This is a genomic window from Nocardioides humi (assembly GCF_006494775.1).
GTDB classification, from domain to species: Bacteria; Actinomycetota; Actinomycetes; order Propionibacteriales; family Nocardioidaceae; genus Nocardioides; species Nocardioides humi.
This window is the reverse complement of record NZ_CP041146.1, coordinates 1,673,989-1,688,597: the sequence shown is the minus strand read 5'-3', so window position 1 is coordinate 1,688,597 and position 14,609 is coordinate 1,673,989. Positions and strand designations below refer to the sequence as shown.

Here is a 14,609-nt window from a genome sequence, read left to right as displayed (position 1 = left end):
ACGGCCGGTGTGCCGCCCCGACGTGACGAGCGTCGCCACCATGGGGGATGCTGTGCCCGTGTCCACCCTGGAGCGCAAGCTGACCGACGCCGCCACCGCCGACGCCATCGACGCTGCCCGCTCGGCGCTGCTCGAGGAGGTCGACGCCTCCGACGTCGGCGACCACCTCGGTCACCAGGTCGACGGTCTCCGGGTCGTCACCCACCTCTTCGAGTGCACCCGCCGGGGCTACCGCGGCTGGCAGTGGGCGGTCACGCTCACCCGGGCGTCGCGCCAGCGCAAGGTCACCGTGGTCGAGGTCGTGCTGCTGCCCGGCACCGACGCGATCGTCGCGCCCGCGTGGGTGCCCTACCGCGACCGCCTCCAGCCCGGCGACATGTCGCCCGGCGACCTGCTGCCCGTCACCGACGACGACCCGCGGCTGGTGCCGACGTACTCCTTCGGCGACGACCCGCTCGACACCGACGAGAAGGCGCAGATCCGCCAGGTCGCCAAGGACCTCGGCCTCGGCCGGGTCCGGGTGCTGTCCCCGGAGGGCCGCGACGCCGCCGCCGAGCGCTGGTACGACGGTCAGGCCGGCCCCGACGCGCCGATCGCCAAGTCCGCGCCGCACCACTGCTACTCCTGCGGCTTCCTGGTCCGCCTCAGCGGCCCCCTGTCGGAGACCTTCGGCGTGTGCGCCAACGGCGACGCCAACGACGACGGCCGCGTGGTCGCCTTCCAGCACGGCTGCGGCGGTCACTCCGAGGTGCGGCTGACCAAGCGCCAGCAGCCCCAGCCGCCCGCCCCGCCGGTCGTCGACACCGTCTCGCTGGACGACCTCGAGAAGTTCTGAGCTGGATGGCGCGAGCGCGTCGCTCGTTCCTCGCGCCGCGCTGCCGCGCCGCGGTCGAGGTTCGCTGAGTGCCAGGTTGCCTGGCGGCCATCTGCCCGGCGCGGCGGAAAGCACCGGTCTCCTCGGCTCCGGTCGCTCGTTCCTCGCTCCCTGCGCCTCCTCGCCCGGCGTTCCCGCCGCAGCCGGCTGCTGGCTCAGGCGGCGTCGTGGCCGAGCAGCTCGACCAGCCGGGCCCGGACCTCGGGGACGCTGCTGACCGCGTCGACGACGGCCCGTACCTCGGCGTCGTCGCTGCGCAGTGCGCCGAGCAGCACGTGCTCGCCGCGGATCGAGCCGGCCTTGAGCCGGATCGCCTCGCGCAGGGCGAGCTCGAGCGACTTCTTCGCGTCCCGGGTGAAGGGCAGGTGGCCGCTGCGGCGCCGGCCGCCGGGCCGGCGCCGTAGGTCCGCGCCGAACCGGTCGCGGACCGCGTCCGCGACGGAGTCGAGGTCGATGCCCAGTCCGCGCAGGGCGTCCTCCTCCGCGGCGCTGAAGACCGTGCCGGAGAGGGTGCGGGCGCGCTCGGCCGTCAGGCCCAGCGCGGCGAGCGCGGCGCGTGCGGGCTCGTCGAGCGAGGCCAGCACCGCGCTCAGCAGGTGGGTCGCCGCGACCCGGTCGGCGCCGGCGTCCCGCGCGTGCTCCTGAGCGAGGACGACGGCGGCGCGGGCGTCCTTGCTGAACCGTTCGAACATGGCCTACCTCCCGGGTCCGTGCTTCTTGTGCATCGCCTGACGACTGACCCGAGCACGTCGGCGATCTCCTGCCACGACCAGCCGAGCCGGCGGGCGTTCTCCACCTGGATCGCCTCGAGCCGGTCGGCGAGCTTGCGCAGCGCGACGACCGCGCGCAGTCCCTCGGCGGGGTCGTCCGAGGCGGCGGTGTCGACGAGCGGGGTCATGGCGTCAATCTAGGTTGACATCGCCAGGATGTCAATCACGGTTGACACACTCGAGGGTCGGGCTCAGTCGCGGGCGAGCACCCAGACGGCGTACCGGTCGTCGGGCGGGCGCAGGTCGTAGCCCCCGAACCGGTGCTGCACCCGCAGCCCCGCCGCCTCGACGTCGGCGACGAGCTCCTCGGGCGGGTAGGGGCGCGCGGTCGACGGGCCGCCGGCGAGGTGGTAGCCGACCAGGATCCGGCCGCCGGGGGCGAGCAGCGAGCCGAGCCGGCGCAGCACGTCGACCTCGGTGTCCTCGGCGACGAACGCGAGCACGTTGCCGACGCAGACGACGAGGTCGTACGCCGTGGGGGCGCCGGCCGCGGTCAGCGCCTCGGGCGTCAGGGCGAGGATCTCCAGAGGTACGACCGGCAGGTCCGGGAACATGCGCCGGGACTGCTCCACCAGCGCCGGGTCGGGCTCCGCGGCGGTGACCCGGTGGCCCTGCGCGAGCAGATGGGCGCCGATCCGGCCCATCCCGGAGCCGGCGTCCAGGATCCGGGCGTCGCGCTCGACGAGCACGTCGGCCAGCCGGGCCTCGCCGACGACGTCGGCCCCGTCGGCGATCAGCTCGGCGAACCGCGTGCCGTACCCGGCGTGCTCGGCCCCGCCGAGGGCCCACCGGGTCGGCGGGAGCGGGGACTCACTCATCGTGGTCGCGGGCGGCGCGGACCTGGCGACGGCGCTTGCAGTACTCCGTCCCGAGCAGGCCGAGCCCGACCCCGGTCAGGCACATCCACAGCAGCCAGGTGCGGTTGTCCTCCTCGAGGCGCCCGTAGAACGGCAGCAGCCCGACGAACGCGACGAGGAACAGGAGGGTGCCGACCTGGACGGTCCGCACGCCGTCGACGTCGAGCGGCTCGACCGGCGCGATCAGGTAGGTCCGGTTGCCGAACTCGTGCTGGGTCGGCTGGTCGTCGCGGAGCTCCACACCACGATCGTACGTCGGCCGGCCCGCCAGGCTCGAGAAACCCCGAGCGCCGACCCCTCCCTCCGCGGAATAGTTACCGGAGGTAATGACTTATGCTAACGATATGCCGACTCTCGAGAAGCACGTGCGCCCCGCCGGCGGCGAACTGACGTAGCCGATCCTGTGGGAGCGGTTGCGACCGAGCTCCGGTTCGCGGTCATGCGCCTGCGCCGGCGACTCGCGCGCGAGCGGCACCCCGACAACGACCTCAGCGTCTCCTCGATGGCCGTGCTCTACGCGCTCAACCGGTCCGGCGACCTCACGGTCGGTGCGCTCGCGGGCCGGGAGCAGGTGCAGCCGCCGAGCATGACCCGGACCGTGACGGCGCTGGCCGACGTCGGGCTGGTCGAGCGCTGCGCGCATCCGAGCGACGGCCGCCAGGTCGTCGTACGCCTGACGGACGAGGGGCGGGCGGTCGTCAGCGCCGACGTGGCCCGCCGCGACCGCTGGCTCTCCCGCCGCCTCGAGGAGCTGACCGCCGACGAGCGCGACGTGCTCCGCCGCGCGGCCCCCCTCCTGCAGCGCCTCGCCGAGGCCGACTGACCCCCACTGACCGAAGGAGTCCCCACGAGTCCCCGATTCCGCTCCCTGGCCCATCCCAACTACCGCCTGTACTTCGCCGGCAGCCTCGTCTCCAACATCGGCACGTGGATGCAGCGCGTCGCCCAGGACTGGCTGGTCCTCACCATCCCCGGCAACGGCGGCGCCGCGCTCGGCATCACCACCGGCCTCCAGTTCCTGCCCGTGCTGCTGCTCTCCCCGTACGCCGGAGTGGTGGCCGACCGGATCCCGAAGCGGGTCCTGCTGCAGATCACCCAGGCGGTGATGGCCCTCGCCTCGCTCGCCCTCGGCGTCGTCGCGGCCCTCGGCGTCGCCCAGACCTGGCACGTCTACCTGATCGCCTTCGTCTTCGGCATCGGCGCCGCCTTCGACGCGCCCGCCCGCCAGGCCTTCGTCTCGGAGATGGTCGGCGCCGACGACGTCGCCAACGCGGTCAGCCTCAACTCGGCCGCGTTCAACACCGCCCGCCTCGTCGGCCCCGGTCTCGCCGGCCTGCTCATCGCCCTCGGCGGCGGCGGGATGCGCGCCACCGGCTGGGTGATCCTCGCCAACGCTCTGTCCTACCTCGCCGTCATCGCCCAGCTGCGCCGGATGGACGAGGCGGCCCTGCACTCGCCGCGCCCGGCCGGCCGCACGCCCGGCATGCTGCGCGAGGGCATCGTCTACCTGCGCAGCCAGCCGAAGATGCTGATGATCCTGGTGCTCGTCTTCTTCGTCGGCACCTTCGGGATGAACTTCCAGATCACCTCCGCACTCATGGCCACCGAGGTCTTCGGCAAGGGCGCGAGGGAGTACGGCGTGCTCGGCTCCGTGCTCGCGATCGGCTCCCTGGCCGGCGCCCTGGCCGCGGCGGGCCGCGTCCGGGTCCGGGTCCGGCTGCTGATGGGCGCCGCGGTGGCGTTCGGCGTGCTGGAGATGGCGGCCGGCCTCGCGCCGTCGTACGTCGCCTTCGTGCTGCTGTGCCCGCTGCTCGGCTTCTCGACGATCACCGTCCTCAACTCCTGCAACGCCCTGCTCCAGATCGAGTCCGACCCGGCGCTGCGCGGGCGGGTGATGGCCATCTACATGACGATCGTGATGGGCGGCACCCCGCTGGGCGCACCGCTGATCGGCTGGGTCGGCGAGCAGTTCGGCGCCCGCTGGACGCTGATCATCGGGGGAGCGCTCGTGCTGGCCGGCGTCGCGCTGGCCGTGCTGGTCCGCCGGGCCGCGGGGCGAGGCATCGAGCCGGTGGCGGGGTCGACCCCGGTCGCCGCTCCTGTCATGCTTCGGCCGTGAACTCGGCCGCACCCCTCGCTCCCACGAACCCGCTCGACCGCTACTTCCGCATCACCGAGCGCGGCTCCAGCCTCGGCCGCGAGCTGCGCGGTGGCGTGGTCACGTTCTTCACGATGGCCTACATCGTCGTGCTGAACCCGCTCATCCTCGGCTACGCGACCGACGTCGACGGCGAGTTCCTCGGCGGCGGCAGCGCCCCCAACCTGGCGGCGATGGCCGCGGGCACCGCCCTGGTGGCCGGCGTCCTGACCATCCTGATGGGCGTCGTCGCGAACTTCCCGCTCGCCCTGGCGACCGGGCTCGGCCTCAACGCGTTCCTCGCCTTCTCCGTCGCCAGCCAGATGACCTGGGCCGACGCGATGGGCCTGGTGGTGATCGAGGGCGTCCTCATCCTCGTGCTGGTCCTCACCGGCTTCCGTACGGCGGTCTTCCGCGCCGTCCCCGCGCAGCTCAAGGTCGCGATCTCCGTCGGCATCGGCCTGTTCATCGCCCTGATCGGCTTCGTCGACGCCGGCGTCGTCAAGCGGATCCCCGACGCGGCGCAGACGACCGTCCCGGTCCAGCTCGGCGCGGACGGCAACCTCAGCGGCTGGCCGGTGCTGGTGTTCGTGGTGGGCCTGCTGCTGATGCTGGCGCTGTGGGTGCGCCAGGTGCGCGGCGCGATCCTGATCTCCATCGTCGCGACGACCGTGCTCGCCGTCGTGGTCGAGGCGATCGGCGACCTGGGCAGCTCCGCGGAGCGGGCCGGCGGCTGGGCGCTCACCGTCCCCGCCTGGCCCGACGAGTTCCACGCCCCCGACTTCGGTACCCTCGGCGAGTTCAACCTGCTGGGCTCGTGGGACAAGGCGGGCGTGGTCACCGTCCTGCTGCTCGTCTTCTCGCTGATGCTGGCCGACTTCTTCGACACCATGGGCACGATGACCGCGATCGGCGCGGAGGCGAAGCTGCTCGACGAGGACGGCGTGCCGCCGCACGCGGAGCGGATCCTGGTCGTCGACTCGGTCGCCGCGATCGCCGGCGGCGCGGCCGGCGTCTCGTCGAACACGTCGTACATCGAGTCGGCCTCGGGCGTCGGCGAGGGCGCGCGGACCGGTCTCGCGTCGGTCGTGACCGGCCTGCTCTTCCTGGCGACCATCTTCTTGTCGCCGCTGGTCGCGATGATCCCCTCCGAGGCCGCCGTCCCGGCGCTGGTGCTGGTGGGCTTCTTGATGATGCAGCAGATCACCGGCATCTCCTGGAGCGACGTGGAGATCGCGGTGCCCGCCTTCCTGACCATCGTGCTGATGCCGTTCACCTACTCGATCACGGTCGGCATCGGGGCGGGCTTCGTGTCCTTCGCCTTCCTCAAGCTGGTGCGCGGCAAGGCGCGCGAGCTGCACCCGCTGCTGTGGGTCGTGGCCGGCCTGTTCGTGATCTACTTCGCGATCGACCCGATCACCCGCTGGCTGACCTGAGCCCACGCCTGAGCCCACGCCTGAGCCCACGCCTGAGCCCACGCCTGAGCCCGCCGTCCCCAGGCGTGCGCTCCGCATTTTGACCCGCCTATGGGCGGCCGGTAATCTCGAACTTCGTGTCTGGGGCTACCCGGCACGTCGAGCCTGCCCTCACATCGGCCGCCCGCTCGGGCGCGGTGAGCGGGGGAGCGCTCCGGCACTCAGCATCATCGCTTCACCCCGAGCCCGGCACCGTGCCGGGCCGTGAGAACAGGACGAAAGGGAACCACCAGGTGCCCACCATTCAGCAGTTGGTCCGCAAGGGCCGCCAGGACAAGGTGTCGAAGACCAAGACGCCTGCCCTGAAGGGTTCGCCCCAGCGGCGCGGTGTGTGCACCCGCGTCTACACCACCACCCCAAGAAGCCGAACTCCGCCCTGCGCAAGGTCGCCCGCGTGCGCCTGAGCAGCGGCGTCGAGGTCACCGCCTACATCCCCGGTGAGGGCCACAACCTCCAGGAGCACTCGATCGTGCTCGTCCGCGGCGGTCGTGTGAAGGACCTGCCCGGTGTTCGCTACAAGGTCATCCGCGGCGCGCTCGACACGCAGGCCGTGAAGAACCGCAAGCAGGCTCGCAGCCGCTACGGCGCCAAGAAGGAGAAGAGCTGACATGCCGCGCAAGGGCCCCGCGCCGAAGCGCCCCGTCGACGTCGACCCGGTCTACGGATCGCAGCTGGTGAGCCAGCTGGTCTCGAAGGTGCTCCAGGATGGCAAGAAGCAGGTCGCTCAGCGGATCGTGTACGCCGCTCTCGAGGGCACCCGCGAGAAGACCGGCACCGACCCGGTCATCACCCTCAAGCGCGCGCTCGACAACGTGCGCCCCGCGCTCGAGGTCAAGTCCCGCCGCGTCGGCGGCGCGACCTACCAGGTCCCCGTCGAGGTCAAGGGCAACCGCGGCACGACGCTGTCGCTGCGCTGGCTGGTCGGCTACGCCCAGGAGCGTCGCGAGAAGACCATGGCCGAGCGCCTGCAGAACGAGATCCTCGACGCTGCCAACGGCCTCGGTGCCGCGGTGAAGAAGCGCGAGGACACCCACAAGATGGCCGAGTCCAACAAGGCCTTCGCCCACTACCGCTGGTGACGCCCGTACGGCGGGGCCGCCCGGCTCCGCCGTACCCCACCGGCGTCATCCTCCCCATCAACAAGCACCGACCTAAGGAACGCTGACTCACGTGGCAGTCGACATCACGACGGACCTCAACGCCGTCCGCAACATCGGCATCATGGCGCACATCGACGCCGGCAAGACCACCACCACCGAGCGCATCCTGTTCTACACCGGCATCACCTACAAGATCGGTGAGGTCCACGATGGCGGCGCCACGATGGACTGGATGGAGCAGGAGCAGGAGCGCGGCATCACGATCACGTCGGCCGCGACGACCTGCTGGTGGAAGAAGCACCAGATCAACATCATCGACACCCCCGGGCACGTCGACTTCACCGTCGAGGTCGAGCGCTCGCTGCGCGTCCTCGACGGCGCCGTCGCGGTGTTCGACGGTGTCGCCGGCGTGGAGCCGCAGTCGCAGACCGTGTGGCGCCAGGCCAACAAGTACGCCGTCCCGCGGATGTGCTTCGTCAACAAGCTCGACCGGACCGGTGCGGACTTCTACCGCGTCGTCGACTCGATCGTGCAGAAGCTCAACTCCACCCCGCTGATCCTGCAGATCCCGATCGGCGCCGAGGGCGACTTCATCGGCGTCGTCGACCTGGTCGAGATGAACGCCAAGGTCTGGCGCGGCGAGACCCAGCAGGGCGAGGACTACGTCGTCGAGGAGATCCCCGCCGACCTCGCCGACAAGGCCGCGGAGTACCGCGAGAAGCTCGTCGAGACCCTCGCCGAGGCCGACGACGACATCATGGAGGTCTACCTCGAGGACGGCGACACGTTCGACGTGCCGACCCTCAAGGCCGCCATCCGTCGCGCGACCCTGGCCGACAAGGTCAACCCGATCCTCACCGGCACCGCGTTCAAGAACAAGGGCGTCCAGCCCCTGCTCGACGCGATCGTCGACTACCTCCCCTCGCCGCTCGACGTCGACGCGATCGTCGGCCACAAGCCGGGCGCGGAGGAGACCGAGGAGAACGAGATCGTCCGCAAGCCGTCGGTCGAGGAGCCGCTGTCGGCGCTGGCGTTCAAGATCGCCGCCGACCCGCACCTCGGCAAGCTGACCTTCGTCCGCGTCTACTCGGGCAAGCTCGAGGCCGGCGCGACCGTGCTCAACTCGAGCAACGGCCGCAAGGAGCGGATCGGCAAGGTCTACCAGATGCACGCCAACAAGCGTGAGGAGATCGCGTCGGTCGGCGCCGGCCAGATCGTCGCCGTCATGGGCCTCAAGGACACCCGGACCGGTCACACGCTCTCCGACTCGGCCAAGCCGGTCGTGCTGGAGTCGATGACCTTCCCGGCCCCGGTCATCTCGGTCGCCATCGAGCCGAAGACCAAGAGCGACCAGGAGAAGCTCGGCGTCGCGATCCAGCGGCTCGCCGAGGAGGACCCGACCTTCGTCGTCAAGACCGACGAGGAGACCGGCCAGACCATCATCTCGGGCATGGGCGAGCTCCACCTGGAGATCCTCGTCGACCGGATGAAGCGCGAGTTCAAGGTCGAGGCCACGGTCGGCAAGCCGCAGGTCGCGTACCGCGAGACCATCCGCGGCACGGTGAGCAACCACAGCTACACCCACAAGAAGCAGACCGGTGGCTCGGGCCAGTTCGCGAAGGTCATCATCTCGATCGAGCCGAACATCGACCCCGAGACCGGCACCGGCGCGGGCTACGAGTTCGCCAACAACGTCACGGGCGGCCGCGTGCCGCGGGAGTACATCCCGTCGGTCGACAACGGCGCCCAGGAGGCCATGGAGTTCGGCGTCCTCGCCGGCTACCCGATGGTCGACGTGAAGGTCTCGCTCGAGGACGGCGCCTACCACGACGTCGACTCGTCCGAGCTCGCGTTCAAGATCGCCGGCATCCAGGCGTTCAAGGAGGCCGCGCGCCAGGCGCGTCCGGTGCTCCTCGAGCCCGTGTTCGCCGTCGAGGTGACCACCCCGAGGACTTCCTCGGCACGGTCATCGGCGACATCAACAGCCGTCGCGGTCAGATCCGCGCGCAGGAGGAGCGTCACGGCGACATCGTCGTCAGCGCCCTCGTGCCGCTGTCCGAGATGTTCGGGTACGTTGGCGACCTGAGGTCCAAGACCTCCGGTCAGGCGTCGTACTCGATGGAGTTCGACTCGTACGCCGAGGTTCCCACGAACATCGCCGACGAGATCATCAAGAAGGCGCGCGGCGAGTAGTCCCTCCGGGACCTCATCGCAGACCCTCGGCGCACCACCCCTTTAGTACGAGTCAAGTAACAACACACCAGGAGGAGCCCCAGTGGCTAAGGCGAAGTTCGAGCGGACCAAGCCGCACGTCAACATCGGTACGATCGGTCACATCGACCACGGCAAGACCACGCTGACCGCGGCCATCTCGAAGGTCCTGCACGACGCGTACCCCGAGCTCAACGAGGCCTCGCCGTTCGACCAGATCGACAAGGCTCCCGAGGAGCGTCAGCGCGGTATCACGATCTCGATCGCGCACATCGAGTACCAGACCGAGGCGCGCCACTACGCGCACGTCGACTGCCCCGGTCACGCCGACTACATCAAGAACATGATCACCGGTGCCGCCCAGATGGACGGCGCGATCCTGGTGGTCGCCGCGACCGACGGCCCCATGCCGCAGACCCGCGAGCACGTGCTGCTCGCCCGCCAGGTCGGCGTGCCCGCCCTGGTCGTCGCGCTCAACAAGTGCGACATGGTCGACGACGAGGAGCTCATCGAGCTCGTCGAGATGGAGGTGCGCGAGCTCCTCTCCGAGTACGAGTACCCGGGCGACGACGTCCCCGTCGTGCGCGTGGCCGCCTTCCCGGCGCTCAACGGCGACGAGAAGTGGGGCCAGTCGGTCCTCGAGCTCATGAGCGCCGTGGACGAGTACATCCCGCAGCCGGAGCGCGAGATCGACAAGCCGTTCCTCATGCCCGTCGAGGACGTCTTCACGATCACCGGTCGCGGCACCGTCATCACCGGTCGCATCGAGCGCGGCATCGTGAAGGTGAACGAGGAGGTCGAGATCATCGGCATCCGCGACACCTCGCAGAAGACCACCGTCACCGGTGTCGAGATGTTCCGCAAGCTGCTCGACGAGGGCCAGGCCGGTGAGAACGTCGGCCTCCTGCTCCGCGGCACCAAGCGCGAGGACGTCGAGCGCGGCATGGTCGTGGTGAAGCCGGGGACCACCACCCCGCACACCAACTTCGAGGCCAGCGTCTACATCCTCTCGAAGGAGGAGGGCGGCCGTCACACGCCGTTCTTCAACAACTACCGTCCGCAGTTCTACTTCCGGACCACCGACGTGACCGGCGTCGTGACCCTCCCCGAGGGCACCGAGATGGTCATGCCGGGCGACAACACCGACATGTCGGTCGAGCTGATCCAGCCGATCGCCATGGACGAGGGTCTGAAGTTCGCGATCCGCGAGGGTGGCCGCACCGTCGGCGCCGGCCGGGTCACGAAGATCACCAAGTGATCTGACCTGCTTCGGGGAGCGCCCCGCTGCTTCGGCAGCGGGGCGCTCCTGCTTTTCGGGCGCCCCACCTCGCGTGGGACCATGGCCGCGTGAGCCAGCAGCCCGGTCCCAACCCCTACGACCCGCGCCCGTACCCGGCGTACGGCCAGGGCGGACCGTTCTACGGACCGCCGCCGGACCACCCGCAGGCGACCATGGTGCTCATCCTCGGGATCCTCGGGCTGGTGCTGTGCCAGGCGGTGTCGCCCTTCGCGTGGGTGATCGGCGGCCGTGTGCGCAAGGAGATCGCCGCGTCCAACGGCACGCTCGGCGGCGGCCAGATGGTCACCATCGGGTGGGTGCTCGGCATCGTGGGGAGCTGCCTGCTGCTCGCCCTGCTGGCGCTCTTCGTGATCTACATCGTGATCATCATCGTGGCGATCGGGGCGTCGGCGTGAACGGTGGGGTGACCCCGGCGCGCCCGCACCACAAGCTCACCGAGGACGGCCGCCGGCTGCGCGAGGTGCTCACCTACTCCCGGCGGGGCAGTCGCTTCACGCCCCGGCAGCAGGCCGCCTGGGACAGGTACGCCGCCGAATGGGTCATCCCCGACGAGGCGGTCGACGCGCCGGACTTCTCCTGGGCGCGGTGGTTCGGCCGCGAGGCGCCGCTGGTCGTGGAGATCGGCGGCGGGGTCGGCGAGGCCGCCGCGGCGCTGGCGGCGGCCCGCCCCGAGGTCGACGTGCTGGCGCTGGAGGTGTGGCTGCCCGGAGTCGCGGAGAGCCTGGGCCGGGTGGGCGAGGCGGGCGCGACGAACGTGCGGTTCTGCAGCGTCGACGCCGTGTGGACCCTGGAGCACCTGATCGCGCCGGACTCCGTCAGCGAGCTGTGGACCTTCTTCCCCGACCCGTGGCACAAGACGCGGCACCACAAGCGGCGCCTGGTCAACCGTGGGAACGCCGCCATGATCGCCTCGCGGCTCGCGCCGGGCGCGCGGTGGCGACTGGCCACCGACTGGGCCGACTACGCCGAGCAGATGGTCGAGGTCCTCGACGCCGAGCCGCTGCTCGAGGGCGGTGTCGTCGAGCGTTGGGCGGAGCGCCCGGTGACCAAGTTCGAGCGCAAGGGCGTCGCCGTCGACCGCACGATCACCGACCTCTGCTACCGCAGGCCTGTGCGTTCGCAGGAGGCAGTGTGAACGCCGTGTGAAGTTCATCCACGCGTTCGGGCGTGTCTCCCGGATCGGTTGTCTCCGAGGCGTACGTTCCGAAGCAGTGGCAGGTGGGGAAGCCGGCCACATCGGGAGGCCGAACGTGAGCAACCGCGAACGCGCAGCCCGGTCCGTCAACTCCAAGGGATAGGGCCGGGCGGCCCTAGGGGTGCGCGGTCCGGTGAGGTGAATCGTGGCGAACACGAAGGCACAGCCCAGCGCCGAGCGCCGTACCTATGTTCTCGACACCAGCGTCCTGCTGGCCGACCCGGCCGCGCTGCGCCGGTTCGCCGAGCACGAGGTGGTGCTGCCGGTGGTCGTGATCACCGAGCTCGAGGGCAAGCGGCACCATCCCGAGCTGGGCTACTTCGCCCGCAGCGCACTGCGGATGCTGGACGAGATGCGGGTCAGCCACGGCCGGCTCGACACGCCCGTCCCCGTCGGCGAGGAGGGCGGCAGCGTCCGGGTGGAGCTCAACCACACCGACGCCTCCTCGCTGCCGTCGGGCTTTCGCCTCGGCGACAACGACACGCGCATCCTCGCGGTCGCCCGCAACCTCGCCGACGAGGGCCACGACGTCACCCTGGTCTCCAAGGACCTGCCGATGCGGATCAAGGCCTCGGCGGTCGGTCTCGCGGCCGAGGAGTACCGCGGGGAGACGATCAGCGACTCCGACACCGGCTACTCCGGCATGGCCGAGATGGAGGTCGCGGCCGCCGACCTCGACGAGCTGTACGACGACGGCACGCTCGACCTCGCCGACGCCCGCGAGCTGCCCTGCCACACCGGCCTGGTGCTGCTCTCCGAGCGCGGCACCGCCCTGGGCCGGGTCGGGCCCGACAAGCAGGTCCACCTGGTGCGCGGCGACCGCGAGGCGTTCGGCATCCACGGCCGCAGCGCCGAGCAGCGGGTCGCGCTCGACCTGCTGCTGGACCCGGAGGTCGGCATCGTCTCGCTCGGCGGCCGGGCCGGCACCGGCAAGTCCGCGCTCGCCCTGTGCGCCGGCCTCGAGGCCGTGATGGAGCGCCAGCAGCACAAGAAGGTCGTCGTCTTCCGCCCGCTCTTCGCCGTCGGCGGCCAGGAGCTCGGCTACCTCCCCGGCTCGGAGTCGGAGAAGATGTCGCCCTGGGCCCAGGCGGTCTTCGACACCCTCGGCGCCCTCACCTCGCGCGACGTGGTCGACGAGATCCTCGACCGCGGCATGCTCGAGGTGCTCCCGCTGACCCATATCCGCGGCCGCTCGCTGCACGACTCGTTCGTCATCGTCGACGAGGCGCAGTCGCTGGAGCGCAACGTGCTGCTGACCGTGCTCTCCCGGATCGGCGCGAACTCCAAGGTGGTGCTGACCCACGACGTGGCCCAGCGCGACAACCTGCGCGTCGGCCGGCACGACGGCGTCGTCGCGGTCGTGGAGAAGCTCAAGGGCCACCCGCTCTTCGCGCACGTCACGCTGACCCGCTCCGAGCGCTCGCCGATCGCCGCGCTGGTCACCGAGATGCTGGAGAACGTCGTCGTGTGACGTCGGTGGCTCCCGATGCCTGGGACTGGTGTGACTCATGTGAAGGGCGGGGCGTGAGGTCCCTGAGAAGCCGGGGGAAATCCGCGGTTCGGTTTGCGTGAGTCCTGCCCGTCAGGCAGGGTGGTCGCTGGCCGCCGGCGGTGTGACAGCGAAGTCGGCCCGATCGGGAGGCGGCCGTCCCCCGTCGTCGAGCCCAGATCCGAGCACTTGTCGAATCACGCGAAGCAGGCGCCCAAGCACCGCGGCGCGCCGAAGCACGCCCACATCGCACAGGCGCCGCGCCGGGCCGCGCGCAATATCGTCCTGCTCTCGTCGGTCGCCGCGGCCGTCACGGGCGTCTCCGTCGCCGCCGGCCTGGCCGGACAGCAGGCGACGCCGGCCGCCGCCGGAGCCGCGGAGGCCGACGGCTTCGCCACCGTGGGCGCCAGCGCCCTCACCGCCCCGACCACCGAGCGCCGCGAGGCCGTCGTCTCGCGCGACGACCGCCGTCCCGAGGCGGTGCCGGCCAAGTCGGTCGACCTCGCCGGGTCCGGCACCGCCGCGATGACCGACAGCCGCAAGCTCTCCGACTCCGACCCGCGCGACATCGCCCGCGCGCTCCTCGGCGAGTTCGGGTTCTCCGCCGACCAGTTCGGCTGCCTCGACTCCCTGTGGACCCGGGAGTCCAACTGGCGCTGGAACGCCGACAACCCGCGCTCCAGCGCCTACGGCATCCCGCAGGCCCTGCCCGGCTCCAAGATGTCCTCCGCCGGCGCCGACTGGGCCACCAACCCGGCCACCCAGATCCGCTGGGGACTGGGCTACATCAAGGGTCGCTACGGCAGCCCCTGCGGCGCCTGGGGCCACAGCCAGTCCCACGGCTGGTACTGAGCTGGCTGGCGCGAGCGCGTCGCTCGTTCCTCGCGCCGCGCTGCCGCGCACGCGGTTGACGTGCTTGGTGCCCGACGTGGCTGGTGCCGACGTACCTCGTCGAGGGCTCGCTGGGCGGCAGCTCGTGCGGCGCGCTGTAACACGTAGTTCGCGGCTGCGGCAGCCACGTGACTGCTGTAACACGTAGTTCGGACGCCTCCCAGCCGCATGCCTGTGGTTGGAGCCCTGTACAGGGCCCGGAAATCGATGTCTTCAGGCGGGTAGTGCGGCGAACAACGTGTTACAGCACCCCCCGGCTCGCCCCCCGCTCGCCCCCGGCTCGCAGCCCCCGCTCGCACCACGCGTCCGC

At 71.0% G+C, this 14,609-nt stretch carries 14 protein-coding genes and 2 pseudogenes; 12 read left to right on the top strand and 4 right to left on the bottom strand.

Translation table 11 applies throughout. From position 1 onward, the window contains the following. Positions 1–58: 58 nt before the first annotated feature. Positions 59–835, top strand: a complete 777-nt coding sequence (locus FIV44_RS08350; protein ID WP_246086883.1) for a DUF3027 domain-containing protein — start codon at positions 59–61, stop codon at positions 833–835. A gap of 194 nt (positions 836–1,029) precedes the next feature. Here the strand turns inward: FIV44_RS08350 and FIV44_RS08345 are convergent, their stop codons facing one another. The 4 genes from FIV44_RS08345 to FIV44_RS08330 form a co-directional block, all read right to left on the bottom strand. Next, positions 1,030–1,566 carry a Clp protease N-terminal domain-containing protein gene (locus FIV44_RS08345; protein WP_141004038.1) on the bottom strand — a complete coding sequence of 179 codons (537 nt, stop codon included), beginning with the start codon at positions 1,564–1,566 and terminating at the stop codon, positions 1,030–1,032. Beyond that, on the bottom strand, positions 1,464–1,772 hold the full coding sequence (locus tag FIV44_RS08340; protein ID WP_246086882.1) for a hypothetical protein: 309 nt from the start codon (positions 1,770–1,772) through the stop codon (positions 1,464–1,466). The genes FIV44_RS08345 and FIV44_RS08340 overlap by 103 nt, the downstream gene beginning before the upstream one ends. A gap of 63 nt (positions 1,773–1,835) precedes the next feature. Beyond that, entirely contained in the window at positions 1,836–2,462 is a 627-nt protein-coding gene (locus FIV44_RS08335) for a class I SAM-dependent methyltransferase (RefSeq protein WP_141004037.1), read from the bottom strand. Beyond that, positions 2,455–2,742, bottom strand: coding sequence for a DUF2530 domain-containing protein (locus FIV44_RS08330; protein WP_246086881.1), 288 nt, complete (start codon positions 2,740–2,742; stop codon positions 2,455–2,457). The genes FIV44_RS08335 and FIV44_RS08330 overlap by 8 nt, the downstream gene beginning before the upstream one ends. A 198-nt stretch (positions 2,743–2,940) precedes the next feature. Between FIV44_RS08330 and FIV44_RS08325 the strand changes: the two genes are divergently transcribed. From FIV44_RS08325 to FIV44_RS08275, 11 genes and pseudogenes are all read left to right on the top strand, one after another. Further along, the gene (locus tag FIV44_RS08325; RefSeq protein ID WP_141004036.1) at positions 2,941–3,324 is read left to right on the top strand and encodes a MarR family transcriptional regulator; all 384 of its coding nucleotides are present in this window, start codon (positions 2,941–2,943) and stop codon (positions 3,322–3,324) included. Between the two features lie 6 nt (positions 3,325–3,330). Continuing rightward, positions 3,331–4,620, top strand: a complete 1,290-nt coding sequence (locus FIV44_RS08320; protein ID WP_141004035.1) for an MFS transporter — start codon at positions 3,331–3,333, stop codon at positions 4,618–4,620. Then, positions 4,617–6,074 carry an NCS2 family permease gene (locus FIV44_RS08315; protein WP_141004034.1) on the top strand — a complete coding sequence of 486 codons (1,458 nt, stop codon included), beginning with the start codon at positions 4,617–4,619 and terminating at the stop codon, positions 6,072–6,074. Before FIV44_RS08320 ends, FIV44_RS08315 begins: the two co-directional genes overlap by 4 nt. A gap of 272 nt (positions 6,075–6,346) precedes the next feature. Then, a pseudogene (gene rpsL, locus FIV44_RS08310) lies at positions 6,347–6,720 on the top strand (30S ribosomal protein S12). A gap of 1 nt (position 6,721) precedes the next feature. Further along, on the top strand, positions 6,722–7,192 hold the full coding sequence (rpsG, locus tag FIV44_RS08305; RefSeq protein ID WP_141004033.1) for a 30S ribosomal protein S7: 471 nt from the start codon (positions 6,722–6,724) through the stop codon (positions 7,190–7,192). Positions 7,193–7,334: 142 nt separating this feature from the next. Continuing rightward, positions 7,335–9,406 (top strand): annotated as a pseudogene (gene fusA / locus FIV44_RS08300) (elongation factor G). An 82-nt stretch (positions 9,407–9,488) separates the two neighbouring features. Next, a complete protein-coding gene (gene tuf / locus FIV44_RS08295) occupies positions 9,489–10,682 on the top strand; it encodes an elongation factor Tu (protein WP_141004032.1) in 1,194 nt (397 codons plus the stop codon). A gap of 89 nt (positions 10,683–10,771) precedes the next feature. After that, positions 10,772–11,119, top strand: coding sequence for a DUF4190 domain-containing protein (locus tag FIV44_RS08290; protein ID WP_141004031.1), 348 nt, complete (start codon positions 10,772–10,774; stop codon positions 11,117–11,119). Next, positions 11,116–11,859 carry a tRNA (guanosine(46)-N7)-methyltransferase TrmB gene (gene trmB / locus FIV44_RS08285; RefSeq protein ID WP_141004030.1) on the top strand — a complete coding sequence of 248 codons (744 nt, stop codon included), beginning with the start codon at positions 11,116–11,118 and terminating at the stop codon, positions 11,857–11,859. The genes FIV44_RS08290 and trmB overlap by 4 nt, the downstream gene beginning before the upstream one ends. Before the next feature lie 205 nt (positions 11,860–12,064). After that, positions 12,065–13,390, top strand: a complete 1,326-nt coding sequence (gene phoH2, locus FIV44_RS08280; RefSeq protein ID WP_219996347.1) for an RNA 5'-3' helicase PhoH2 — start codon at positions 12,065–12,067, stop codon at positions 13,388–13,390. A gap of 207 nt (positions 13,391–13,597) precedes the next feature. Further along, a complete protein-coding gene (locus FIV44_RS08275; protein ID WP_141004028.1) occupies positions 13,598–14,260 on the top strand; it encodes an aggregation-promoting factor C-terminal-like domain-containing protein in 663 nt (220 codons plus the stop codon). The last annotated feature ends 349 nt before the right edge of the window (positions 14,261–14,609 follow it).